The organism is Sulfobacillus thermosulfidooxidans DSM 9293 (assembly GCF_900176145.1).
Taxonomy (GTDB): domain Bacteria; phylum Bacillota; class Sulfobacillia; order Sulfobacillales; family Sulfobacillaceae; genus Sulfobacillus; species Sulfobacillus thermosulfidooxidans.
Genome location: NZ_FWWY01000001.1, coordinates 3,435,662 through 3,461,180, shown reverse-complemented (window position 1 = coordinate 3,461,180; position 25,519 = coordinate 3,435,662). Strand labels below are relative to the sequence as shown.

24 protein-coding genes and 1 riboswitch are annotated in these 25,519 nt (G+C 47.9%); of the genes, 17 read left to right on the top strand and 7 right to left on the bottom strand.

All coding sequences use genetic code 11. The features are described 5' to 3' along the window. The first annotated feature begins 34 nt into the window (after window positions 1-34). From rplS to codY, 10 genes are all read left to right on the top strand, one after another. A complete protein-coding gene (gene rplS, locus B8987_RS17000) occupies window positions 35-376 on the top strand; it encodes a 50S ribosomal protein L19 (protein ID WP_020374724.1) in 342 nt (113 codons plus the stop codon). A gap of 69 nt (window positions 377-445) precedes the next feature. Further along, window positions 446-964, top strand: coding sequence for a signal peptidase I (lepB, locus tag B8987_RS16995; protein ID WP_020374725.1), 519 nt, complete (start codon window positions 446-448; stop codon window positions 962-964). Between the two features lie 39 nt (window positions 965-1,003). Next, the gene (locus B8987_RS16990) at window positions 1,004-1,768 is read left to right on the top strand and encodes a YlqF/YawG family GTPase (protein ID WP_020374726.1); all 765 of its coding nucleotides are present in this window, start codon (window positions 1,004-1,006) and stop codon (window positions 1,766-1,768) included. Then, window positions 1,769-2,425: a ribonuclease HII gene (locus B8987_RS16985; RefSeq protein WP_051351033.1), complete on the top strand. Its 657-nt coding sequence runs from the start codon at window positions 1,769-1,771 to the stop codon at window positions 2,423-2,425. Between the two features lie 158 nt (window positions 2,426-2,583). Further along, a complete protein-coding gene (gene topA / locus B8987_RS16980) occupies window positions 2,584-4,695 on the top strand; it encodes a type I DNA topoisomerase (protein ID WP_020374729.1) in 2,112 nt (703 codons plus the stop codon). Continuing rightward, window positions 4,673-6,022 (top strand): methylenetetrahydrofolate--tRNA-(uracil(54)-C(5))-methyltransferase (FADH(2)-oxidizing) TrmFO, encoded by a 1,350-nt coding sequence (trmFO, locus tag B8987_RS16975; RefSeq protein WP_084661745.1) that lies wholly within the window; start codon window positions 4,673-4,675, stop codon window positions 6,020-6,022. The genes topA and trmFO overlap by 23 nt, the downstream gene beginning before the upstream one ends. Then, window positions 6,009-6,890, top strand: a complete 882-nt coding sequence (xerA, locus tag B8987_RS16970; protein WP_020374731.1) for a site-specific tyrosine recombinase/integron integrase — start codon at window positions 6,009-6,011, stop codon at window positions 6,888-6,890. The genes trmFO and xerA overlap by 14 nt, the downstream gene beginning before the upstream one ends. Window positions 6,891-6,939: 49 nt before the next feature. Beyond that, complete coding sequence (gene hslV, locus B8987_RS16965; protein WP_026040636.1) at window positions 6,940-7,479, top strand: ATP-dependent protease subunit HslV; 540 nt, start codon at window positions 6,940-6,942, stop codon at window positions 7,477-7,479. Window positions 7,480-7,512: 33 nt separating this feature from the next. Further along, entirely contained in the window at window positions 7,513-8,922 is a 1,410-nt protein-coding gene (gene hslU / locus B8987_RS16960; protein WP_028962261.1) for an ATP-dependent protease ATPase subunit HslU, read from the top strand. Between the two features lie 101 nt (window positions 8,923-9,023). Next, a complete protein-coding gene (codY, locus tag B8987_RS16955) occupies window positions 9,024-9,806 on the top strand; it encodes a GTP-sensing pleiotropic transcriptional regulator CodY (RefSeq protein ID WP_020374734.1) in 783 nt (260 codons plus the stop codon). A 73-nt stretch (window positions 9,807-9,879) separates the two neighbouring features. Here the strand turns inward: codY and B8987_RS16950 are convergent, their stop codons facing one another. Further along, entirely contained in the window at window positions 9,880-10,653 is a 774-nt protein-coding gene (locus B8987_RS16950; protein WP_020374735.1) for a transglycosylase domain-containing protein, read from the bottom strand. 216 nt (window positions 10,654-10,869) lie between these two features. On the opposite strand from B8987_RS16950, the gene B8987_RS16945 reads away from it, so the two are divergent. From B8987_RS16945 to B8987_RS16935, 3 genes are all read left to right on the top strand, one after another. Then, a complete protein-coding gene (locus B8987_RS16945; RefSeq protein WP_076007170.1) occupies window positions 10,870-11,889 on the top strand; it encodes a glycosyl hydrolase family 18 protein in 1,020 nt (339 codons plus the stop codon). Window positions 11,890-12,133: 244 nt separating this feature from the next. Beyond that, window positions 12,134-13,336 carry a lipopolysaccharide biosynthesis protein gene (locus B8987_RS16940; protein ID WP_084661742.1) on the top strand — a complete coding sequence of 401 codons (1,203 nt, stop codon included), beginning with the start codon at window positions 12,134-12,136 and terminating at the stop codon, window positions 13,334-13,336. Between the two features lie 33 nt (window positions 13,337-13,369). After that, entirely contained in the window at window positions 13,370-14,905 is a 1,536-nt protein-coding gene (locus B8987_RS16935) for a class I adenylate-forming enzyme family protein (protein WP_084661740.1), read from the top strand. Window positions 14,906-14,946: 41 nt separating this feature from the next. Here the strand turns inward: B8987_RS16935 and B8987_RS16930 are convergent, their stop codons facing one another. From B8987_RS16930 to B8987_RS16920, 3 genes are all read right to left on the bottom strand, one after another. Then, the gene (locus tag B8987_RS16930; protein WP_020374739.1) at window positions 14,947-16,071 is read right to left on the bottom strand and encodes a trans-sulfuration enzyme family protein; all 1,125 of its coding nucleotides are present in this window, start codon (window positions 16,069-16,071) and stop codon (window positions 14,947-14,949) included. A gap of 84 nt (window positions 16,072-16,155) precedes the next feature. Next, window positions 16,156-17,310, bottom strand: coding sequence for a trans-sulfuration enzyme family protein (locus B8987_RS16925; RefSeq protein WP_020374740.1), 1,155 nt, complete (start codon window positions 17,308-17,310; stop codon window positions 16,156-16,158). A gap of 39 nt (window positions 17,311-17,349) precedes the next feature. Beyond that, on the bottom strand, window positions 17,350-17,742 hold the full coding sequence (locus tag B8987_RS16920) for a hypothetical protein (RefSeq protein WP_020374741.1): 393 nt from the start codon (window positions 17,740-17,742) through the stop codon (window positions 17,350-17,352). 221 nt (window positions 17,743-17,963) lie between these two features. Between B8987_RS16920 and B8987_RS16915 the strand changes: the two genes are divergently transcribed. After that, a complete protein-coding gene (locus B8987_RS16915) occupies window positions 17,964-18,626 on the top strand; it encodes a Bax inhibitor-1 family protein (protein ID WP_020374742.1) in 663 nt (220 codons plus the stop codon). A 153-nt stretch (window positions 18,627-18,779) separates the two neighbouring features. Here B8987_RS16915 and B8987_RS16910 read toward each other — a convergent pair whose 3' ends face one another. Then, a complete protein-coding gene (locus tag B8987_RS16910) occupies window positions 18,780-19,070 on the bottom strand; it encodes a hypothetical protein (RefSeq protein WP_020374743.1) in 291 nt (96 codons plus the stop codon). Between the two features lie 125 nt (window positions 19,071-19,195). Then, window positions 19,196-19,298: riboswitch (SAM riboswitch) on the top strand. A gap of 145 nt (window positions 19,299-19,443) precedes the next feature. Between B8987_RS16910 and B8987_RS16905 the strand changes: the two genes are divergently transcribed. From B8987_RS16905 to B8987_RS16895, 3 genes are read left to right on the top strand one after another with little or no spacing between them, the layout of a single operon-like run. Next, the gene (locus B8987_RS16905; protein WP_020374744.1) at window positions 19,444-20,412 is read left to right on the top strand and encodes a hypothetical protein; all 969 of its coding nucleotides are present in this window, start codon (window positions 19,444-19,446) and stop codon (window positions 20,410-20,412) included. A 22-nt stretch (window positions 20,413-20,434) separates the two neighbouring features. Continuing rightward, entirely contained in the window at window positions 20,435-21,421 is a 987-nt protein-coding gene (locus B8987_RS16900; RefSeq protein WP_020374745.1) for a uroporphyrinogen decarboxylase/cobalamine-independent methonine synthase family protein, read from the top strand. Beyond that, window positions 21,418-23,310 (top strand): bifunctional homocysteine S-methyltransferase/methylenetetrahydrofolate reductase, encoded by a 1,893-nt coding sequence (locus B8987_RS16895; protein WP_084661738.1) that lies wholly within the window; start codon window positions 21,418-21,420, stop codon window positions 23,308-23,310. Before B8987_RS16900 ends, B8987_RS16895 begins: the two co-directional genes overlap by 4 nt. Here B8987_RS16895 and otsB read toward each other — a convergent pair. After that, window positions 23,252-24,076 (bottom strand): trehalose-phosphatase, encoded by an 825-nt coding sequence (gene otsB / locus B8987_RS16890; RefSeq protein WP_051005411.1) that lies wholly within the window; start codon window positions 24,074-24,076, stop codon window positions 23,252-23,254. The genes B8987_RS16895 and otsB overlap by 59 nt on opposite strands. Further along, entirely contained in the window at window positions 24,069-25,517 is a 1,449-nt protein-coding gene (locus tag B8987_RS16885; RefSeq protein WP_020374748.1) for an alpha,alpha-trehalose-phosphate synthase (UDP-forming), read from the bottom strand. Before B8987_RS16885 ends, otsB begins: the two co-directional genes overlap by 8 nt. Window positions 25,518-25,519: the final 2 nt, after the last annotated feature.

The following is a 25,519-nucleotide window of genomic DNA, read 5'->3' as shown; positions in this document are numbered from 1 at the left end:
ATAATTTCATGTGGCCCGAAAAGGGGGGAAAATTGTGGATTTTATTCGATTATTAGAGGAAGACCAGATTCGGAAAGATATCCCGACATTTCGTCCTGGCGATACCGTGCGTGTCGCGGTGAAAATTCGTGAAGGTAACCGGGAGCGCGTACAGAATTTTGAAGGTGTAGTTATTGCCATCAAGGGAACCGGCTTGTCGAAAACATTTACCGTGCGTCGTGTTAGTTACGGTGTTGGCGTCGAACGAATCTTCCTATTGCACTCGCCGCGATTGGAATCGATTCAAGTGGTGCGACGGGGAAAGGTCCGCAGAGCGAAGCTTTATTATTTAAGGAAACTTCGTGGGAAGGCAGCCCGCATCAAGGAGCGACGTTAATTTGCCTGGCGAAGACACCCGGTTCCCGAGGTGTCTTCGCTATCTTTGTGTTTTGAGGAGGCTGCCCAAATGACGAATCAACGGCGCAGAGGATATTTAGAATTTATTGAAACGGTTATTCTGGCAGTAGTGTTAGCCTTTCTGATTCGTACCTTCGTTTTTGAATCGTATCAGGTGGAAGGTATTTCGATGTTACCGACCTTGCACACAGGAGAACGGGTTCTGGTTAATAAGTTGATCTATGATTTTGAGACACCGAAAACGGGGCAAATTATCGTGTTTCGCTCACCCGTCATTAAAAGTCAAGATTGGATTAAACGCGTCATCGGAGTACCGGGTGATACGATTAGCGTAAAAAATAATGTGGTGTATATCAATGGAAAACGATATCATGAACCGTTTTTGAAGTATCGCGGTTCCATGAACGTTCCTCCTACAAAGGTTCCTCCTGGATATTTGTGGGTAGAAGGAGATAACCGTCCTAAAAGTTTTGACAGCCGGTATTTTGGTCTATTGCCGATGAAAAATGTGAAAGGTGAGGCATTTGTGGTCTGGTGGCCTTTATCCGATTTTCATCTTTTGCATTAACTAGTAAAGCAGATCGAGAAAAGATAAGAGAGGATAACTATGGGAAAGCGGCAATCGTGGTATCCCGGTCATATGGTTGCCACGCAGCGGACCATTCGCGAGTTAGCGCCGTATTTATCGGCGTTTATTGAAGTTATTGATGCGCGAGCGCCGAACATCAGCCGCCATCAGCCTCTTCAGCAATGGATCGGCCGCACTCAGTTGATAATGGTTATGAATAAGGCCGAACTGGCTGATCCCGATGCGACGCAGCGTTGGTTAGGATGGTTTAAGTCCCATGGCGTTACAGCGCTGGCGATCTCAGCGCAAAATCCACGGGTTAAAATCGAGGTAGAGAAGGCTATTCGTCGTATTCTGGCTCCTCCTTATCGCCTGGCTGTGGTAGGCGTTCCCAATGTGGGAAAGTCAACGTTGTTAAATAAAATGGTCGGTGGACACCGCGTGATGACCGGAGCGAAACCTGGCATCACGCGAGGACCGCAATGGATTCGTTTGCCCGGAGGCTGGGAGTGGCTCGATTTACCCGGTGTGGTAACTCCCCGACATTCCGAAGACTGGCGGCTGAAGGTGTTGGGAATTGTCCCTAGTACGGCTGAGGAACGGCTCCTTCTTGTTGAAAAAATTTGGGAATTAGTCGTTCCCCAAATGCCTCTACCAGAAAACTGGCGGGATTGGGGAAGGTCCCGAGGTTATTTGAAAACGGGCGGTGTGCTGGATGAACAGCGCACGGCTGATGCCATTGTGCTGGCCTTCCAAAATGGGAAATTTGGACGTGTAACGTTGGAAGAACCAGGAGAGGGCTAGATGACCGAAAGACCGAATGAGGAAGTACGATGGTTTGCAAAGATTCAGTGGGAACAACAATTTTGGCGTAAAGGATGGGCCGTGGCAGGAGTGGACGAGGTTGGCCGTGGGCCCTTAGCGGGTCCTGTCGTGGCGGCTGCCGTTATCTTGGATCCTTATACGGACATTATGGGAATCGACGATTCTAAAAAACTTAGTGCCTTAAAGCGTCAGCGATTATATGAGGACATTTGTCGTACCGCGATTGCCATTGGAGTTGGGGCTGTCGGGCCGAGAACGATTGAGCGTATTAACATTCTGGAAGCAAGCCGAATGGCCATGGCCCGCGCCCTTGGCCATCTCACAATAAGGCCACGGGTAGTGCTCACAGATGCGATGCGCATCGGTGGTCCCTGGGAAGAATTGCCGATTGTGCACGGGGATCAAGTGTCAGCTAGTATCGGCGCCGCTTCGGTTATCGCCAAAGTTGTCCGCGATCGCTATATGCAGGAATTGGCCTTACAATTTCCTGTATATGGGTTTGAACAACATAAAGGATATCCAACCGCCTATCATCGCGCAATGATTCTACAATACGGTCCGAGTACGGCACACCGCCGATCATTTCTTCGCAAAATGATGTCCTCTGCCCAGGAATGGGTTGATTTCTCCTTGTAATTTGCATCCTTCTCGTTTCCCTGTTACAGTCATGCTAATATCTATCTTTATAATAGACGCCTAGAGGCAGCCAGGGTTAGCACCGAGCAATGAAAGACGCATGGAAACGCAGCATATTTTGATATAATGTAAAAATGTTTGTACCCGGGAGGGTTATTATGGCCAAAGCTAAACCTCTAATCATTGTAGAATCGCCAGCCAAGGCGAAGACAATCAGTCGCTTTTTGGGTTCCCGATTCCAGGTCAAAGCGTCAATGGGACACGTGCGTGATTTACCGAAAAGCCAGTTTGGAGTGGATGTGGCTAAAGGGTTTCAGCCACGATACATTACGATACGAGGGAAAGGACCCCTGCTGAAAGAGCTCAAAGAAGCGGCCAAAAAGTCCGATCGCGTCTATTTAGCGACGGACCCTGACCGTGAAGGAGAAGCGATTTCGTGGCATCTGGCCGAAGCATTGAACATTGCCCCGCGCGATGTGCGGCGTATTGAATTTCATGAAATCACCAAAGATGCGGTGAACCATGCGATCAAACAAGCTAGGCCGATAAACATGGCCCTGGTCAATGCTCAACAGGCGAGACGGGTATTGGACCGCGTTGTCGGTTATCAATTGTCGCCGTTGTTGTGGCGAAAAGTGCGGCCAGGATTGTCAGCGGGACGCGTCCAAAGTGCTGCTTTAAAATTGTTAGTGGATCGAGAAGATGAAGTTTTGCGATTTGTGCCGGAGCAGTATTTTACGATTGACATGACGGCGATGACCGAAGACGGCACTTTACTGTCGCATTATATTGCGCCTTTAGGGGAAAAAGGGCGGGTATCTCAAAAAGAAGCAGAGCAAATCTTGGCGCAGGTGCGACCTGGACTGGAAGTAGTGGTTGCGGAAGTGAAGGTGCGGGAAAAGAGACGATTTGCCGCACCACCCTTTACGACTTCCACGTTACAGCAAGAGGCTTCCAGAAAATTGGGATTTTCTGTTAAGCGTACCATGAGTCTGGCGCAACAACTCTATGAGGGACTAGAAGTGGCGGGGGAAGGCACTGTAGGATTGGTGACCTACATTCGTACGGATTCCACCCGTATTGCTGATGTGGCTCGTGAAGATGCTCAGAAATATATCGAAGAGCGTTATGGTTCCTCCTATGTGCCCTCGGGCGAAGCGAAGCGTCCCACCAAGACGAAGCCCGGTGTTCAAGATGCGCATGAAGCGATAAGACCAACCAATATCAGACGTCATCCCGAAAGTCTTAAGAGCAGTCTAAACCGGGATCAATTGCGTTTATATCGTTTAATTTGGGAACGTTTTGTTGCTAGTCAAATGGCGCCAATGGTGTACGATTCTACCACGATTGATTTGCATGTTAAAGACCAGGACGCGGTATTCCGGGCTACTGGTTCCCGGATTAAGTTTCCGGGATTTACTGTGGTTTATCAAGAATCATTTGACGACGCCGATCCCAATGCGCAAGATGAAGCCAAATCGCGTCCACTGCCTGCCGTTAATCAAGGCATGGTGTTAACCATCTCGGATATCACATCTCAAGAACATTTTACAGAACCCCCTCCAAGGTTCACGGAAGCGAGTCTCGTCAAAACGCTTGAAGAACTAGGCATTGGTCGGCCATCAACATATGCACCGATTGTGGAAACGCTGATTCAACGAGATTATGTGCACCGGGAGCAGAAGAAATTAATTCCCACCGAGTTGGGACGTGTTGTCGTGGATTTGTTAAAACAATATTTCCCGGAGATTGTTGATACCCGGTTTACAGCAGATGTTGAGACCCAACTCGATCAAGTTGCTGCTAATGATATGCAGTGGCAAGATGTGTTGTATGCATTTTATGACCGTTTTGCTGAAGAATTGCACCGAGCCGATGAAGATATTGAAAAAGTGGAACTGCCGCAAGAGACGACGGATGAAATCTGCGAGAAGTGTGGGCGACCCATGACCATTAAATACGGTCGTTTTGGTAAGTTCTTAGCATGTTCAGGATATCCTGAGTGTGATTTTACGAAGCCCTATGTCGAAAAAACTGGTGCGATGTGTCCGAAGTGCGGGAAAGATTTAGTGGTTCGTCGTACCCGTAAAGGGCGCGTCTTTTATGGCTGTGCCGGCTATCCCGAATGTGATTTTGTGACGTGGAATCGACCGAGTGACAAACAATGCCCACGTTGTGGATCCAGCATGGCGTTTAAGCGACGGGGTAATCACGAAAGTCTCATGTGCTTGCGGGAGGGATGCGGTTATGAAGAAGAGCAAGCTCAATGACGTCAATGTTGTCGGCGGTGGTTTGGCTGGGTCCGAGGCTGCCTGGCAATTGGCCCAATTAGGTTTCACTGTTCACCTGTTCGAAATGCGGCCCAAGACCATGACACCTGCTCACGTGAGCGGAAAATTTGGTGAGCTGGTGTGTTCCAACTCGCTGGGTTCGACGCTCGGTCTGGCGCCCGCAACCTTGTTAAAAGATGAAATGCGGCTATTGGATTCACTCATTATTAAAGCAGGAGAATCGGCTAGGGTTCCGGCAGGCTCGGCGTTAGCGGTTGACCGCGAGGCCTTCAGCCAAGGGATAACCGAGGTTCTGGAAGACCATCCCAATATTGTCATTCACCATGAAGTCGTGAGCGAGATTTTAAGCGGTCCGACCGTCATCGCTACCGGTCCCTTAACGCATGAATCATTGACTGAAGCCATTTCCGACTTAGTTGGGGCGAAAATGTTATCGTTCTTTGATGCGGCCGCTCCCATTGTTCTAGCCGAAAGTGTCGATATGAATCACGCGTTTTGGGGATCGCGGGAAGGAAACCAAGATTATCTGAATTGTCCCTTGACTAAAGATGAGTATATGGCATTTTATGATGCCTTAATTCATGCAGAACAACATATGGGGCATGATTTTGAATCAGCGACCTTTTTTGAGGGATGTTTGCCGATTGAGGAATTAGCTAGACGAGGTGTGAAAACCCCGCTATATGGACCGATGAAACCCATTGGGCTGGAAAATCCGTTTGAACAGGGCCGTAGACCTTATGCCGTCGTTCAACTCCGTCGCGATAACGCTGCGGGATCATTAATGAGCCTGGTGGGTTTTCAGACGAATTTGCGTTGGGGAGAGCAAAAACGGGTGTTTGGATTAATCCCCGCTTTGCATGATGCCGAATTTGTGCGCTACGGCGTCATGCATCGCAATACCTACTTGAAATCGCCAGCGATACTAAGACCGACATTAAATGCGAAAGTGCGAGAAGACTTGTGGTTTGCTGGTCAAATGACAGGCGTTGAGGGCTACGTAGAATCGGCTGCAACGGGCATTATGGTGGCGAGGTATATTGCCCAATGGCTCGAGCATGGGAATATTCAACCATTCCCGCGGGACACGATGATGGGGGCTTTGGCATACTATATCACCCATACCGATCCGGAGCATTTTCAACCGATGAACGCCAATTTTGGATTACTGAATCTGCCTCCAGAAATTCAACAAATTCATGACAAAAAGGCAAGACGGCGTTGGCTGAGAGACCGGGCATTGTCGTCATTGAAGGATTATCTTGAACACATCGGTGTTGAGGTATCGCACCATGAAACCCGTTAATGAGTGGGTTGAGTACTATATCAAAACACTAATCTTGGTGGAGCAAGCATCGGAACATACAGCCCGAGCATATGCTCAAGATCTGCACCAGTTAGAAAAATTTGTTGGCGCGTTGGATCAGGTTGGCACCAAAGACATTCGGGCTTGGATATCATCCCTGATGAAACAAGGATTGGCGCCGAGAACTGTGGCCCGCAAATTAGCTGTGATTCGATCATTTTACCGGTTCGTTAAGCGACAGGGATGGCGCACTGACAATCCTGCTAATCGACTGCTTACTCCACGGTTTCGCCCCTTATTGCCCCGAACTCTAACGATGGATGAAGCCCATGATCTGATTGAAAGCGCCAAAAATATGCCAGGGCCTCTGGGACTGAGAAACTGGGCCTTAATGGAGATTCTTTATGGAGCGGGACTCAGAAGTCAAGAAGCAGTATCTTTAAATATAGCTGATGTGGATTTGACGAGTCGGTTTGTGCGCGTCAAAGGAAAGGGCGGCAAAGAGCGAGTGGTGCCCTTTGGCACTAAAGCGTCTCAGGCCCTCGACGCATATTTGTTACGCGGAAGAAAAGCACTCGTCCGAACACGCACCACAGCGCTCTTTGTTAATTACCGGGGTGGCAGGCTTACCACGCGTAGTGTCCGGCGAATTGTAAAAAATGTTTTAGCCAAAGCGGCGATTCAAAGAAATGTCAGCCCACACTGGCTACGGCATTCGTTTGCGACGCATATGCTCATGAATGGTGCCGATTTGCGGGTGATTCAGGAACTTTTGGGTCACAGTTTGCTACGAACGACCCAACTTTATACATTAGTGTCCCAAGAACATATTGCTAAAGTTTATCAAAATGCCCATCCTCGTGCTTGAACACGAGGGAGCCAACGGAAACAATGAAGGAGAGATGAGAGTGGCAGCCATTGAATTTCATGGGACGACAATTCTCGGTATCGTGAGAGACGGCAAAGCGGTGATTGGAGGAGATGGTCAGGTAACTTTCGGCCAAAATACTGTTATGAAGCATACGGCGACAAAGGTTCGACGTTTGTATCATAATAAAGTATTGGCGGGATTTGCTGGCTCGGTCGCGGATGCGTTGACCTTGTTCGAACTTTTTGAAGGGAAACTTGAAGAAAGTCATGGCAACCTGCAACGCGCGGCGGTGGCTCTTTCTCGTCAATGGCGGACCGACCGGATGTTGGGTAAATTGGAAGCATTGTTATTAGTGGCAGATACTGAGCATTTATTTATTTTGTCCGGGACAGGGGAAGTGATAGAACCTGACGACTATATTGCCGCCATTGGATCGGGAGGCAGTTATGCCTTGGCGGCTGCACGAGCATTTTCGTCGATTGAGCCTCCGATGCCCTTAGAAGATTTGGTTAGACGTTCTTTGGATATTGCGGCGGATATTTGTATCTATACCAATCACCATTTGACTATTGAAACCTTGAATTAACACTTTCGCCGAAGGAAAAAAGGAGGTTTTGTCATGGACGATGCATTGATGACACCCAAGAAAATCGTCGAAGAACTCGATCGATATATTGTTGGTCAAGAGGAAGCCAAACGGGCGGTCGCTATCGCTCTAAGACACCGCTGGCGGCGGAGTCAGCTCGATCCTGAATTGCAAGAAGATATTACTCCGAAAAACATTTTGATGATTGGGCCTACGGGAGTGGGAAAAACGGAAGTGGCCCGGCGTTTGGCTCGGCTCTTGCATGTGCCGTTTGTCAAAGTTGAGGCGACAAAATTTACCGAAGTAGGTTATGTCGGCCGCGATGTCGATGCGATGGTCCGTGATCTCGTCGAAACGAGTGTGCGGATGGTCAAAGAAGAACGCAGTCAAGCCGTCCAAGATCGTGCCGAGCGCATTGCAGAAGATCGTTTAGTGGATGCTTTAGTTCCGTTTCCTGAGGATACCTCAACGACTGTCAATCCCTTTGAAGCGTTATTCGGAGGCGGAAATCGATCAAACAAGACGACTTCCAGTTTAAGTATCGAAGAACGTCACCGAATCGAAGAAGAACGGCGCAAAGTGCGGGAAAAACTTCGGATGAAAGCCATGGAAAATGAAGTCGTCGAAGTGGAAGTTGAAGATCCTGGTCCCCCATTGCCTTTTATGGGAAATATTCCCGGCGGAGAAGAAAATCAGATGAATCTGGGTGAAATGTTTTCTGGCTTGTTACCTAAGCGCACAAAACGCCGTAAGATGACGGTTGCCGAAGCGCGGAAAGTATTGACCCAGGAAGAAGCCCAAAAATTAATTGATACCGATGCTGCCCATGCTGAAGCTCTGTGGAGAGCTGAGCAACAAGGCATTATCTTCATTGATGAGTTTGACAAAATTGCTTCCAGCAGTCATGAAGGGCGTGGACCAGATGTTTCACGGGAAGGAGTTCAACGTGACATTCTGCCGATTGTCGAGGGATCCACGGTCAATACCAAATATGGGCCTGTTAAGACAGATCATATTCTCTTTATTGCGGCCGGAGCATTTCATGTATCGAAACCCAGTGATCTCATTCCGGAATTGCAAGGACGGTTTCCGATCCGGGTGGAATTTAATGCCCTGACCGAAGAAGACTTTTATAAAATTCTTACGGAACCACGGCACTCGCTCATCAAGCAATATCAAGCCCTATTAGGGGCAGAAGGTGTTAAAGTGGAATTCGATGACGGCGCATTATGGGAAATGGCGCGCTACGCCTATCAAGTCAACCGGGATACCGAGAACATTGGAGCCCGGCGCCTCCACACGATTTTGGAAAAGGTACTGGAAGAACTGAATTTCTCTGCCCCCGATTTAGTGGGCCAGACCATCCCCATTACCGCTGCTTATGTGCAACAACGGCTGGCTAAGATTGCAGAGAATATTGACATCAATCGGTATATACTCTGAATTTTTTTTTTTCGTTACCACATTAGAACTATGCTGTGGTATACTCGAGTGGTGAAAATTGTGACGACAGGGGATTTTGTCGAATCAAGGAGGTGCATGTCGTGGAGGAATTACTCGAAAAAACACGACGCATTAATCGACTACTACAGCGAACGGCTGGCCATCCGGTAAACTTTGAAGAAATGGCTAAAATTTTAAGCGAACTTATCCAAGCAAACGTCTACGTTGTCAGTCGGCGCGGTAAGGTTTTGGGATATAGCTTACTGGACGGGTTTGAATGCGATATCATGATCCGGGAAGTTTTGGGTGAAGAGATCTTCCCCGCGAATTATAATAATGGTCTTTTGAAAGTTGATGAGACCTATCCCAATGTTTCTCAGGAATCACGAAAATGTGTCTTTTTCCATGATAAGCCATGTTTGTACGAGAACAAAATCACAACCGTGGTTCCAGTCAATGGGGGCGGCGATCGCCTGGGGACCTTGGTGATCTCGCGGTTTGGCCGGGAATTCAATGATGAAGACTTGGTTTTGGCCGAATATGGAGCAACCGTTGTGGCAATGGAAATTTTGCGTTCCAAATCTGACGAGTTGGAAATGGAAGCACGTAAGAAGGCCGCAGTAAAAGTCGCCATCGACACGTTGTCGTATTCCGAACTCGAAGCCGTTCAACACATTTTTGATGAACTTGGTGGCGAAGAAGGATTGTTGGTGGCTTCCAAAATCGCGGATCGGGTCGGTATCACCCGGTCTGTCATTGTGAATGCGTTACGGAAGTTTGAATCGGCTGGGGTGATTGAATCGCGCTCCCTCGGTATGAAGGGTACCCACATTCGCGTTCTTAATGACCGTCTGTTGGGGGAATTGAAAAAGCTTCGCCGATAACAACTATGTCGGATAAGAAGCCTCTGGTAGAACGCTCACGTTCTACCGGAGGCTTCTTGTTGTCAAAAAGATTTTAGGCGCTTTGCCGGGGTGATTTTAGGGGCAGGGGCGCTTGATAGGCGTGAAGGGCTTGTTGTCGGGTGATCATATGGTCGTGGACCATGCTATTTAACACTTCCCACTGGCGTTGTTTTGCGAGTTTGAAATTGACGAGCGGATCATACGCCGATGGAGCTTGTGGTAATCCTGCTAAGAGGGCTGCTTCCGGTAATGTGAGCTGACTCGCGGGAACACCAAAATAAGATTGAGCAGCTTGCCCAACACCGTAAGCATGGTCACCTAAATAGACCTCATTCATGTACATTGTCAAAATTTGGTGTTTGGAATATAAGTCGGTTGCCATCAGTGACAAAAGAATTCCACTGACTTTACGGGGAATCGTTTTTACGGGCGACAGCATTAAATTACGAATCAATTGTTGTGTTATTGTACTTCCTCCTTGAGTGAACTGCCCCGTTTGTAAATCTACCCACGCAGCGCGGGCTATTCCCTGAAAAGAAATTCCCCAATTGGTGTAAAAACTTCGATCCTCGGTGGCAATGAGAGCTTTTTGGAACCATGGCGAGACCCGGTTTAACGGAGTCCATTGAACGTGTTCATGCTCTACACGTGCTTTAGCTAATTCCGGTAAATGGGTCAAGGGCTGCCAATTAACAGCATAAAAAATGCTTAATGCAGTCATGGTTGACAGTCCGATACTCGCAACCCATTTAACAGCAGCCCCCCGGATATGATGTGAATGTTCTCCCTGGGGTGCGGGTAGGGCTAGAGGTCTTTGATGAACCATATGAATCCCTCCTCCACACTCTCGGCACGGTCTTTTACATATTTACAATATGCCTCTTGTGGATGAGAGCTGAATGAGAGTTTCCGAAGAATCCATTTTTGGACAAATTTGTCAAAGCATCGCGTTAATAAACGCCATTTTTTCCTGAAACCTCATAGTCACTTTGAAGCATGCTTGCATCTTTTGTGGGTGAAACTTGGAAGAGAGGTGATAACAATGAGATTTCCCAGAGCGTTTCCGGTTAAGGTTTTGTCGGTCGTTACCGCGATGAGCGTGCTGACAGCAGGCTGTGGTATTGGTGTTCATGCGGCCAACAAAACATCATCGTCAAAATCCCCGCCTCTAAAGGTCTTAGCGTTTTGGGCGAATGATGTATCCGGTCCCTTAACACCATTGTATACGCATTCCCATGCCATTACTGACCTGGCGCCGTTCTGGTATTCCTTAGATGCTCATGGCGGCCTTATTAGTCATGTGAATTCAGCGATTTTACATCAAGCGGAAAAAGAACACATTGCTATTACGCCGTTAATTAATGACGGTACGGGAACGCAGGCTTTCTTGGCGAGTTCCATTACCCGTGTAATCGCCGCCCGCAATATTGCCGACCTTGTGGGCAAAATGCATTATCAGGGAGTGAATATCGATTTTGAACCTCCTCATACCCGTTATGTGAACCAGCTCACGGGGTTTATGATTGATTTACGAGACTTCCTGCCGCGAACAGATACCATCACCATGGACGTTGTGCCCCATTCCGGCGGAGCCTACAACTTTAGCAAACTGGCACCGGAAGTGAATCAATTTGTTCTCATGAGTTATGACGAACATGATGACGGTAGTCCTCCCGGACCCGTAGCAGCCCTTGGATGGGTCGAAAATATTCTATCTCGAATGCTCCATTCGGTTCCGGCGTCTAAGATTGATCTTGGCATCGCGTTATATGGATATTCATGGCCTGTTGGCAGCACACACGCCACGACCATTCCTTATAATGCTATAACAACCCCAATGATTCAGCATGCCAAGTGGAGCACACGGTATCAGGAGACATACGCCGATTATACGACCTCTACGGGACCCCATATTGCGTGGTGGGAAAGTTTACAAGGGATGAATCAAAAAATTCAGTTGGCTAAGAAGGATCATTTGGCAGGGATTGCCTTGTGGCACATTGGCTATGCGAATAATGCGGTGATGCAATTACTGTTGCATCAAATTGGGCGTCAACCATAAAAATGCGCATTTAGTCGTCAAACGACTAAGAAATTCATCGAGAACGGTAGGATTTTCCCCGTTGATGTCGAAAATACTGTATCAGAATGTCAGTTCTATTGGAACTGACCCTTACCTGAATGAACTACATAATATTTTTCGCCCAGGTTTTCCCGTAACCTGGGCTATATTTTTGTCTGAAAACACTCAGAATGTAAAAAAGGAAAGAAAAAGCACGCTGCAGGCCGCATCGAGGAGGTTTTTCATGGCCAAATTCAAGGCCTTTTGGGAAGATAATCTAATCTTTGGGTTAGCAACTCTCTTAGCCGGACTCTTCAATTATTTGTATCATGTTGTTCTGGCCCATGTCTTAGGTCCTAGACTCTATGGAGATTTAGCGACGTTTTTGAACGTTACCACATTTATGGTGATTCCGGCATCTGTTGTTACGTTAATTTACACGCGCATGGGCAAAGATGAGGGGCATAATGGATATCTCCAGAGCTTAGGACTTTGGGCAGGCGGTTTGAGTCTTTGGGGCGTGATTTGGATAGCCCGCCAGACGTTGGCCCATTTGTTTGATGTGAATCCGACATTGTTGGTCGTTTTTACGGTGGAGGTTGTTCCGAGTTTAGCGTTAGCGGCCAATGTCGGGATGTTGCAACGGAGCCGATGGTATTTGTGGGTAGGATTACTTGGGGTATTGAATACCGGTTTTCGCGTTATCGCCGCAGGAGGAGCTCTGTGGAGCGGGTACCGGTTAACGGCTGTGGGGATTTTAGAGGGAATTGCCGCTTGGGTTACCTGGTATGTCAGTCGCGTAATGACCAAACACGTGCCTTTAAAAGGCGAGCAAACTTCCTCAGGTGTGATTGTGGGCACCGCGATTGTCGGTATTATCAATGTCTTATTTGCCCTAGTTGATGGACTGGCTGCTAAATATGCCTTGTCACCCATTGCTGCGGGACAGTATACAGGTTTGGCTACTATCGGTCATAGCTTGCAATTTGTCTCGGGAAGTCTTGGAACCGTCATGTTAACCGCAATTCTGGCAGAACCTATACATCGTTATCGCTACGCGGCTATGACCGTGGGAATGTATGGAATTTTAGCGGCGATTGGCGAATGGTTATTTACGGTGTATGGCCACAATTTGGTGTTGATGGTTCTGGGAAAGAGTTTTTTTCCTGTAGTTCCATGGCTTGCAGAATATGGGTGGGGGATGATCTGTCTGGGACTACTCAATATGGCCATGTTATATTCTGTGGCCCAGCGCCGCTGGGAAGTGATATTGACGACAGGCATTGGTTTGCTCTATTGGATATGGGCTCTGATTCATGATCATACGTTAGGACGTTTTGTCATATCGACGACGCACATCATGTTCGCTATTATGTGTATAACAGTAATAGCAATGGCTGTTACCCAAGTTTTTGAGATGCGACTAAAAGTGCGGCCGCAAACTTAGTAATCCTTAACTAACTCAATATGGGAGGACATTGTGTTAACGGTAGGAGAGGCACTTCATGGTGCAGCAATTCGATATAAAGACAAGAAAGCTTTGGTTTTTGGTGAACAATCCTTAACGTTTACTGAACTCGATAACAAAACCAACCAAATTGCGCGTGCACTGCTCGGCCTGGGATTAAAAAAGGGGCAACGCGTTGGTCTTCTTTTGCCAAATGGGCTGGATATGGCAGAAGCGTATTTTGGTTTGGCTAAAGCTGGGTTGGTTGGTGTACCCATTAATCTCCGGTGGTCACCTGACGAAATTCGTTATGCCTTAATGGATAGTCAAATTAGTTTGATTGTAGCGGATAAAGACTTACGATCGGCGCTCAGTGCAGTGGAAAATCTCCTTCCGGTTTATTATACGCATCTCGAAGGGGAAGACCGTGCCCGGGCTTGGGAAGACCTAGTGAGCCAAGCAGACGACTCACCGCTTTCCCTAACCATTTCGGAAGAGGATCCGTGGGTCATCGTATACACCTCGGGTACAACCGGTAAACCGAAAGGCGCGGTAAGAAGTCATGTTAGCAATTTAATGATTGCATTAACACTTGTTGCGGAGTTAGGCATTTCGTCCGATGATATTGGTTTGGCTGTCCTTCCCATGTTTCATGTCAATTCATTATGGGTTGTTACATTATCTGTCATTATTGGGGCCACTTGCGTAATCTACCCCCACCGCAGCATACATCCTCAACACATCGTGGATGAGATGAATAAGCATCAAGTGACTTATAGCATGTTTGTTCCAACATTATTGAGCTTTTTAGCCGATGCCGTGGAAGCGGGGAAGCTAGATGCCCAAACTTTACGTGTTATCTTGACCGCGTCAGCGCCTTTGGATAGTACTCTCAGGGACCGTATTCTCCTGGGTTTTCCCCAGGTTCGTCTTTATGATATTTATGGGGCAACTGAATACGGCGCCTGTACCGTCATTCGTCACCGTCTCAATGGACCGTTGGGTTCGGTCGGCTATCCCATCATTGGTCAAAGTATTCGCATTTTAGATGACCAAAGGCAGGCGCTTCCGGCAGGGGAAATTGGGGAAGTATTTGTCAAAGGTCCTTCATTAATGAAGGAATATTTCAATAATCCGCAAGCAACACGTGAAAGCTTTACCTCAGATGGATATCTTACGGTTGGCGACATGGGCTATATTTCTGAAGAAGGCTTGTTATATCTAGTGGACCGCAAGCAAGACATGATCATTACCTCGGGAGAAAATGTATACCCGGTTGAAGTTGAAGAAGTCTTGTCCCGTAGTCCCGATGTGGCAATGGCAACGGTTTTTGGCATCCCAGATGCCAGGCGTGGAGAGCGTGTCGTTGCCCTCGTCGTGCCGCGCGCCAACCACACGATCGATGTTGATAGCCTTCATGAGTTAGCGAAAACCCTGCTTGCTGATTATAAGCGGCCATATGTGATTGATGTGGTCGATTCCCTACCTATTGGACCATCAGGGAAAGTGGTTCGGCGTTTAGCCAAACAACAATGGTTACAAGAACACAGCAACGAAACCAACTCCTGATGACAGAAAATCGTTCTTACGGCCAGGGATTCCCCCTGGCCTTATGATCCGGCCTTATCCAAAGCCTCGAGAATATCATGCAGTAAATCCGCCGCTGATTCCAATCCAACCGAAATACGGACAACATCGGGCGTGATTTGCCGTTCATAGCGCTCTTCTGGAGTTAAAGCAGCATGACAGTGCAATTCGGGCAAAGAAATAATCGTCTCGGTCCCGCCAAATCCGGCACCGACCCGGGCTAATCGGAGATGACGAGCCAATTCTGGGACCAGGCGAGCATCCTTTAAACGAATGGTGAGCATTTGCCCGAAACCCCGCATGGTTTGTTTGGCAACTTCATGTCCTGGATGTGTCTTCAGCCCGGGATAATAGACCCGTTGCACCTGGGGATGGGTCACAAGCGCCGTTGCTAGTTGCATCGCGGTGTCCTGGGCACGGTCCATGCGCACAGGTAATGTATGGAGTCCGCGCAAACTCATATAGGCATCATCGGGTGAAAGAATGGCACCACAAGCATTTTGGATAAAATATAACCGACGAGCCAGATCTTCTTCTTTCGCCACAGCAACACCCGCGGTAATGTCAGAATGCCCTCCAATCATCTTGGTTGCAGAATGAATAACGAGATCGGCTCCTAATGTCAAGGGATTTTGTAAATACGGTGTAATGAAGGTATTGTCCACCATTACCAGCAAGTGATGTTCGTGCGCCCATTTTGCCAATCGGGGCATATCGGTCACATGCAAGAAGGGATTGCTGAAATTTTCGACCAAAATCGCTTGAGTATTGGGTTTTACGGCTTTTTCCAAGGCATCAAAGTCTTCCGTATCCACATAACTCACTTGGATGCCAAAACGGCTGAAAACACCACGCAGCACTCGCTGGGTGCCTCCTTGGCAGTCGCGGGTCACAATAAGATGATCGCCTTGAGACAACAGCATAAAGGCTGCGGTTAACGCTGCCATTCCCGATGAAAAGGCAAATCCTTTCACGCCATGCTCCAAATCAGCCATCGCTTGTTCGAAGGCATGACGGGTAGGATTCCCTGAACGTGCATAGTCATAAACAGGGGGATTCCAAGGATCCGCTTGATGATAGGTAGTCGCCCGGTAAATAGGAGGAGTGACCGCCTGAGTTGCCGGATCCATTTCATAACCTGTATGCACAAATTGGGTGCGCTTGTCTGTAATCGCTATTCACTCCTTAATATGATTTATAATGGTCATCCACAATATCGGCCATCATACCCCTTAGCGTAAGGCATTATCTAAATCTGTGAGCAAATCGTCAATGTGCTCAATTCCCACCGATAAACGCATGAGTCCCGGAACAATGCCGAGTTGACGTCTCATCGATTCGGGCAGTTCTCGGTGGGTTTCATTATAGGGATGCGTAATTAACGATTCGACGCCACCCAGACTGACAGCCGGTAATATGACCTGAAGCCTGTCCATAACCGCTGCATACTCTTCAGGATGTGTGAGAACGAATGACAACATGGCTCCGTAGCCCGAGGCCTGTCGTAAATGCCGTTCCCTCATATCATGATCGGCGAGCTCTGGATAATACACGTGACGGATATTTTGATGATGGGACAGAAATTCAGCAATACGGCGTGCATTGCTTTCTTGGCGATCCATTCGAATGGCAAGGGTTTTTAAACCGCGAAGGAGTAGCCAAGCGTCCCATGGTCCTAAAACGCTACCCGTTGCATTGGTGAGTTCATTGAGTTTGTCATATTGTTCCGGGGTTTTACACACAATGGCACCTGCTAACACATCATTATGTCCTGCCAAGTACTTGGTAGCACTATACACCACGTAGTCGGCTCCAAGTTCCAAGGGACGCTGGCGCACAGCGGTCATAAATGTATTGTCCACGGCCAACTCGGCATGGTGGGCATGCGCGAGTTCAGCAAGCTCCTCGAGCGGACTAATGCGCAAAAGGGGATTACTCGGAGTTTCCACAATGAATAGGCGCGTCTTTGAGGTGATATGTTGTTTGACCTGATCAATATCCCGGGTATTAACCATGCTCGATGCGATGCCAAATTTGGAAAAGATGTCAACCATGATGCGGTAAGTGCCGCCATAGGCATCTTCGGTAATAAGAACATGATCACCTTGTTGTAAGGTGTGCACTAATGCCGTCAGCGCGGCCATACCACTACTATAAAGGAGAGCTCCTGCACCATTATCTAACCGGTTAATCGCTTCTTGGGCCGCATGCCGGGTGGGATTTTCTGTCCGGCTATAGTCATATGGCCCTAATTCGGTTCCCGGGTGTTGGTACGTCACAGTTTGATAAATAGGGGTGCTGACGGCGCCATAGAGACGGTCCTGTCCGACTCCAGAGTGAGCGGCTAGGCTTTCTAGATGCCAATTGCGAGATTCGTGTGCCGGCACGTTACTATCGTCCTTTCCATGCTGTCCAAATAAACTCTGTCAAGAAGTGAGAAAGCGATCAAGCATGTTGCGTATATTTTCATTATGATGACTTTCCTGAATGAGCTGTTGCAAAACCTCGGCAATCCATTCATCAAAATTTAGTGTTTCTGTCTTTAACACGACATCGTGCACGACTTTTTGCCGTAGCGGCTCCAGACGTCCGGCTTTATGCTTTAGCATGTAATGGACATTATCGAATTCGAGAATAATGGACGTAATGGAATTATCTCGGGTGAACAATCCCGAATGACGTGTGACGTGTACGCGTTCGGGCAACGCTTGTTCAAATTTGTTTGCCAGTACGGATAAGAGACGGGGGATATCATGACGAATATCCCGAATGCCCGCGGCTAAAATTTCAAAGGACATTCCATCACTACTATCAGCCATCAATCACGCCTTCTTTCTCAAACGCGACGTTATCGTTTAAAACATGATACTCGTGGCAATAATAGCCATAACACGCAACAACGTATCGTTTTCACCATCAGGTCTATTTTCCCGGAAGATGACGTTGTCTGCAAGCGCTTCGTGCGGAAGAGCACATTTTAACTATTTGACATTTCTTGACTTTTGATGTATCACAAAATTGTACAGGAGGTGAGTGATGTATGTATAACCGGACACCTTATACCTATTCGGTTGCTGATGGTATTAAAGGGTCTTTAATGGCTCGTACATTGGGATATTTGGCTTTATTATTGGTTGTTCTCATGTTGGCTAGTTTATTTGGAGTGAGCTTGGGTTCAGCAGGAATTTGGATTGGATTCATTGCCGCGATGGTAGGAACCATTTTTGTGTCCCGTAATCAAACTAATGCCGGGGCCGCGTTGTTTTGGGGCATTGTTGTGGCTGCAGGTTTAGGAATAGCTATTGCGCCTATTCTTTGGTATGCCATCTTGTACCAAAATCATCTTTTTATTACGACATTAGGAGCCATTTTGGTGGCCATGTTATTATCCGCCGCCGTGGTGTCATGGATTCCTTGGGACTTTTCGAAATTGGCACCGATATTGTTTCTCGGATTATTGATGCTCATCATTACCAGTTTGCTATCATTTTTCTTGCCCAGCATGTTTGGTGTTGTCGCGTCGCGAGCATATAATTTGATTGGCGTCATTATTTTTACGGGGTATCTATTGCTTGATTTCTCGATTATGCGGTACCGGGGTCGCGCATTACCCACTAATGGGACAGCGATTGTCTTAGCGGTTTCGCTATTGGTGGACATCATCAATTTGTTCCTGTTCCTGCTCCGGTTAGGTCGTCGTTAAACATTGTGTCACCGAAATGTGTCAACGAAATCAGTGGGGCTGCAGCCTTAACCGTGCAGCCCTCTGTTATTGTTTGGGCCAGTAGGTGACAAAGGGATCGACGTGGCTGGGTGGCGGTTGATATGAATCGTCATGTGACGTGAACTCGTTGACTTAATGAAAAACGTCGATCCAGAGACTGTGAACCGAATGGGAAATTTGGGAGATCATGTAGGTGAGAAACGCTCCCAAAAGTGCCCGAGTTGTTTTCCAGGTTTCTAATTCATGTTGAAGATTACCCAGCTCTTTGATGACGAAACTTAACTGCCATAATGTCAAGGCACCAAGAATTAAGACGAGCAGGAATAAGCGACGCAGGATGAGACGACTTCGCGATCCTTTGGATTTCGTGACAAGGCCGCCATGTTGCCGATCTTTGGAAACCGATGACCCGGGAGAAGACATCGTACCACCTCCTAGGTAGAAGCCTATCATGGATGGCAATAATTGGCAATTAGAGATTTTTTCATTTGTCCTCTTGACCATACGGACAGGCCATGGTATTTTGCTAATCAATTCTATAGGAACACTTCTTATCCAGAGTGGCGGAGGGACTGGCCCGATGAAGCCCGGCAACCCCTTTAGGGTGGGTGCCAATTCCGGAAGAATACTTTGTATTCTTTAAGATGAGAAGAGCATTGCGCCTCTTCTCGTGATAGGCGCTTTTTTTATGGTCATGCGCACAAATGCACCATGCCGGATCCTAAGAAGATGAGACAAGCATGATAACCGAAATCCACGGTATCAAATCATGCACGATAGGAGAGATACTGGAAAAATGAAGACGACTGTCATGGGCTCATATCCGAAAATTCCTGCCGGATCCGGGCCCAACGTACGTTCAGCCATTCAGCGATTCGAAAAAGGGCTATTGACCCCAAGCCAACTATTTGACACCTACAGCCAAGTGATTGGCCGCGTGGTTGATCTGGCTTTTGAAGCGCAATTGGACCGGACAACCGATGGACAAATTCGCTGGTACGACTTATTTGACCCCGTTGTGCGAGACTTAGATAACGTGCAGAGTGCCGGATTAATTCGTTTGTTTGATAACAATTTCTATGTGCGTCATCCCTTGATTACTGGCCGCCTGCAATATCAAGGAGGAACGTTAGCGGCATGGTCCCGAGAAGCTTCACAACGATCTCAAGTTCCGGTGAAAGTGGCTTTACCGGGTCTGTTTACATTTCTGGAACTGGCGGAAGACAAAAGTTATGGTAATCAAGACGCTTTATTAGCCGATTTGATCGATGTGATGCGGTTGACCGTCAAGCATTTAGAGGATACCGGCATTGTAGAAGTGCAATGGGATGAACCCGCCTTGGCCCGTAACGCCACGCTTTCTCAAAGTCTAGTCGAAGAAGCTTACCGGGCTCTACTTGATCCGAGCATTGGACTAGACCAATCCATTGCCCTTTATTGGGGAAAGTCTACACCATGGATTGAACGGTTATCATCGTTGCCGTTTTCGCGCATTTATGTTGATGCGGTCAGCGAGCCCGCCATTCTCGATGTTTTATCGCAAACGGCGCTACCCATGGACGTGGGCGTCGGCCTTTTGGATGCCCGTAATGTGCGGTTGGAAGAACCTAGTGAGGTCTTGCAACATCTTGAGCCGATTATTCTCAAGCAAGGCCCTAACAAAGTTTGGATTCATCCGAATTGTGGACTGGAATTTTTGCCTCCCGACCGGGCCGAGCAAAAGGTCCGTTTACTTAAGGATATCAAGACATTGATTAACGGTTAAGGGAAAGAAAGGACGGACCTTGATGGCAAAACATTTATTAACCACCAGTGTGGGAAGTTTTCCGAAACCTGGCAAGTTGATTACGGCACGTTCTCAATTTCGACGGGGCCAAATTTCGTTGGAACAGTTACAGCAGGCTGAAGAGGAAGCCACACGTCAAGTCATTGCCTTGCAGGAAGAATTAGGCATTGATATTTTTGTGCACGGCGAGATGGAACGAGGCGATATGGTCGCATATTTCGCAGAGAACTGGCAAGGATTTTCGGAGTCGTTACCAGTCCGTTCATACGGAAATCGGTACTATCGCAAGCCGATCGTCGAAAATGTCGTAGCCTTAGGCGATGCTGTAGGACTCACGGTGAAGTCGTGGCAGAAAGCTTCGCAAATGACGAATAAGCCAGTCAAGGGAATGCTGACAGGTCCTTATACCATTTGTGACTGGTCATTTAACGCGTATTATCCCGATCGCCGGTCATTGGTTCTAGACTTGGCACATCTCGTGCACGAAGAAGCGGTGGCATTGGAGAAGGCGGGTGCTCAATACATTCAAATTGATGAGCCCGCTATTTCCACACGTCCTGAGGAATTAGACTTGGCGATCGAAGCAATGGCCATTGTGACCAAGGGTCTTAATGCTAAAACGATTAGTCACATTTGTTATGGGGATTTCGAGACCATTTTACCTGGCCTCTTTGATTTGCCTGTTGATCAGCTGGATTTGGAAGCGGCTAACCAACATTTTGCACTGCTTGACTTATTAGGACGTTATCGCTGGCCAAAATCTAAGGAGCTAGCCTTAGGCGTTGTCGACGTGCATACCCACCGGATTGAGTCTGTTGACGAAGTCAAAGCGGGAATTCGGAGGGCATTAGAAATTGTTCCCCTGGATAATTTGTTAATTGATCCGGATTGTGGGTTAAAAACTCGGACTTGGGAAGAAGCTGAGCAGAAATTGCGGGTCATGGCGCAAGCCGTACAAGAGGTCCGTGAAGAGGACGGGTTGCAGTGAAGACCTTAAGCCAAGTGCTGCAAGACGAGGGTTGGATCTTGGGTGATGGCGCCGTCGGGACGGCATTAATGGATGAAGGGGTAGAGTCAATCGCTCTACCCTTAGTTCCCTTACGCCAACCCGACGTGTTGATGAATTTACACCTCAAATACCTAGAAGCGGGAGCACGGCTGATTGAAACGCATACGTTTTCCGCTAATGGGCATAAACTTGCCGCGCTGGGAATTGACGCCGATGTGGTGGAGTTAAATCGCCGAGCGGCTCAAATTGCCCGCCATGCTCGCGATATTTTTGGTGGAGAAGCGTGGATTCTTGGCGTCGTCGGTCCTTTGGCCCAACCCGTTGATTCGCAGGTGATGCCATCCGTACCTTATGAACAGGCTCTTGAATACTATCGCCCAGTGGTCGCTGGCTTGCTAGCGGGTGGTGTTGATGGATTCATCGTAGAAACCATGTCCGATTTGCCAACCGTTCGTGCAGCCGTTGAGGCCATACGTTCGGAGACAAATTTGCCGATTGCCGTTTCTTTTGCCTTTTCTCCCCAAGGAACTACGCGCTATGGGCTCAGTCCCGAAGAAGCCATTGAAGCCATGGCGTCTTTACCCGGTGGACTGCCTGCGTTAGTGGGGGCAAATTGCGGTAGCGGACCAGCTCCATTATTGGATGCCATTATTCGGATGGCGCCGAAAGCCAAAGAACTTGGAATTCCTTTGGCGGCCTATCCTAATGCCGGGCAGCCTGGTCTTGTGGCGGGACATGTTCATTATCCTGCTACGCCGCGCTATGTGGCCACGATTGCCTCCGCTTTACGTGAAGCGGGATGTCACGTCATTGGGGGCTGCTGTGGGACCACTGCTGAGCATATTCGTGCCCTTCAACTGACCTTAAGTCATGCTCCAGAACCTCAGGTCCTTCCGTCGGTGAGAGATATCACGGATGCCAGTGCGTCGTTAGACGTCAGTCATAGTGAAACTCACGACCAGGGAATTTCTCAGTTTTTTTATAAGCGATTTATCATTAGCGTCGAACTAGATCCGCCGCGCGGGGTAAATCCTCATCGGCTGTTGGATTCAGCGCGGGTGGTTGCGGAGCATGGTGCCGATTGTATTAATATCGGGGACAGTCCTATGGCTCGTGTGAGGTTAAGCGCTTTAGCGACAGCCCGTTTGATCTCCGAACATCTCCCCGTGCAAACCATATTGCATTTTACCACCCGGGATAGAAATTTGATGGGCTTACAAAGTGATTTATTAGGAGCTCACGCATTAGGTATTCGCAATGTCCTCGCGTTAACGGGCGATCCACCGGGATTAGGCGATTATGCACATGCAACAGCCGTCTATGACATTAATTCCATTGGATTAGTCAAGGTGCTGAATGCATTTAATGCAGGACAGGATGCTCTTGGGCAAAAAATTGGGGGCCACACGGCCTTTGATATTGGTGTTGGGGTGAATCCTAATGCCGATGACCTGAATCATGAATTACAACGATTCCGGGAAAAGCTGGATGCGGGTGCCCATTTCGTGATGTCACAACCTATTTATCAACCCGAGCAACTCGAAAGGTTTTTGGACAAAATGGGAGGCTTACCAGTACCTTTGCTATTGGGGGTTATGCCCTTGGTGTCCTACCGTCAAGCTGTGTATTTGCATAATGAAGTCCCAGGAATCATCATTGGGCAAAATATTCTTGAACAGTTTGAGAATATTCAAGACGGAACAGCGTTAGGTATTGACTTGGCCTTAAAATTGATGGAGCAGCTCATGCCGCTCATTCAGGGAGTTTACTTGGTGCCGTCTTTTAATCGGGTTGAACCCTTATTACCAATTATCGAGTACCTCCGTCGCCAGGATCCGTGGCAAGCAAAAGTTCAGGGTGAGCACTAATCTCTGCCAATAATTCTCGCACATGCTGAGGAGACGGCAGCGAAAACCGCGCGCGGCTCGTACCCTGGCCGATATGCACGGTAATCCCATGCTCCAACGCTCCAAATGCATCTTCATCCGTGCGGTCATCTCCCATAATAATCGGTAAAATGGGCTCGGGCAGTCCAGCGGACAGGATGCGATATAACATGGTTACAGCATCCTTCTTTGTTGGTCCTGGCTGTGGGCGAACTTCCCAGCACAGTTTTGCGGGATATATCACAAGATCACGAGAAAACGCTAAACGCTGTTGTAATTGTTCTGCTAGTTGCGGATGCTGGGAATGGTCGACATGCCTATAGTGCACACTGATTGAGTACTGTTTGTCTTCAATATAGAGTCCCGGGAAAAGAGAAGAAAGGGGCAAAAGTCTTTGTAAGATCTGGGGACGAACAGCAAGAAACCGCTGGGACGAGTCATGCAGCCAAGATTCATTGGCCCATTGATACTCGGCCCCGTGGTTTCCACTTTTACTTAACCCATTGATGGGAAACAATTGGTCGATATCCTGCAAGGACCGTCCACTTACGAGTGCCACACGGTGCCGCGGATTTTGTGTCAAACGTGTCAAAGCTTGCACTAAGATCCGAGGGACGTGAACCGATTGTGGACTCGGAGCGATATCAAGTAGTGTCCCATCAATGTCCAAAAACCATATCCAACTTTGACTATGATACTGTTGCGAAATGTTAGCGAGTATTGGTACCGTTAGCAAAGATTTACACATATGACTGGGCTGCCATTTTTAATGTGAGGAAAATATCTTCCATCCAATCATAGATGGTATGCTTCATCAAATGTGCGCGCATTGTCGAAATGCGGGCAGCGCGTTCATCGGCGGAAATGGATAACGCTTCATGGAGCGTGTTGGCAAATCCTTCAGGATCCAAAGGATTGATTGGAAATGCTTCGTTTTCTAATTCGTTCGCGGCGCCAGTCGTTTCACTCAGTAATAATACGCCACGTTTATCGACCTGCGCGGCCACAAATTCTTTGGCAACTAAGTTCATACCATCCACTAAGGAACTGACCACAGCAAAATCTGCTGCCCGAAATAATCCCATTAGACGCGGCCGATCGATACTGTGGGGTAACGTGATGATGGGAGTCCATGATGATGTGGCAAAGAGTTGGTTAACTTCTTGAGTCTTTTTGGCCACTCGATCATAAAACCGCCGATATTCCGCAACTTCAGTTCGAGACGGTACCACAACTTGCAAATAGGTCACACGTTCACGGTACTGCGGATACAAACTATAAAATTCTTTTATGGCATCTAGGCGAGGCAAGAGTCCTTTGGTATAGTCGGCCCGATCTACAGAGATGCCTAGAATTTGATCGCGGTGTTCAATGTGACGACGAATGCCGCGTACCCACCGGCGAATCCGGGGAGTCTCGACCAATTGCTGAATGGCAGCAAAATCCACTGATATCGGAAATGATTTCACATGCACATGGCGATCTTGCCACGTCACCATTCCCGTGTCACGGTCTACTGGAACTTTTAACGTGCGTTCGACGGCATTTAAAAAGTTGTCGACATCTAATTCGCTTTGGAACCCTAATACATCAGCACCTAATAAGCCCCGTAAAATTTCTTGATGCTGAGGGCACAAACGAAAAATTGTCAATGGTGGCCAAGGAATATGCCAAAAGTGAGCAATGGCCACATCAGGCCGTGATTTACGCACGAACGCTGGCAGCAAGGATAATTGGTAATCGTGAGAAAAAACCCAAGCACCTTCAGGGCTTACGGCGCTTACGCGCTTAGCAAATTTTTGGTTGACATTGCGATAAATTTGCCATGCACGCCGCGAAAATTGAGCACGCTCAATCAACATGTGGCTCAGCGGCCAAAGCCCTTGATTAGAATATTTTGCGTAGTATCCTTGAATTTCTTCTTGATTTAACATAATCCGGTGTAACGTATATCGTGGATGTTCAGGAGGAACTTGACGTTTTCCTCCGGGTGATACTTCGATATCAGCACTGCCACTTCCCCATGCAATCCAGTGTCCGCCAATATCCTGTAGAAGCGGGTCTAAGGCTGATACCACTCCTCCCGCTTTCTGTATGGTTCGAATTCCGTTATTGGAGCGCTCGTCAACGTAAGGCTCCCTATTCGTTACCACAACAAGAGGAGCCTCGATCAGTTGCTTTATGGCCATGA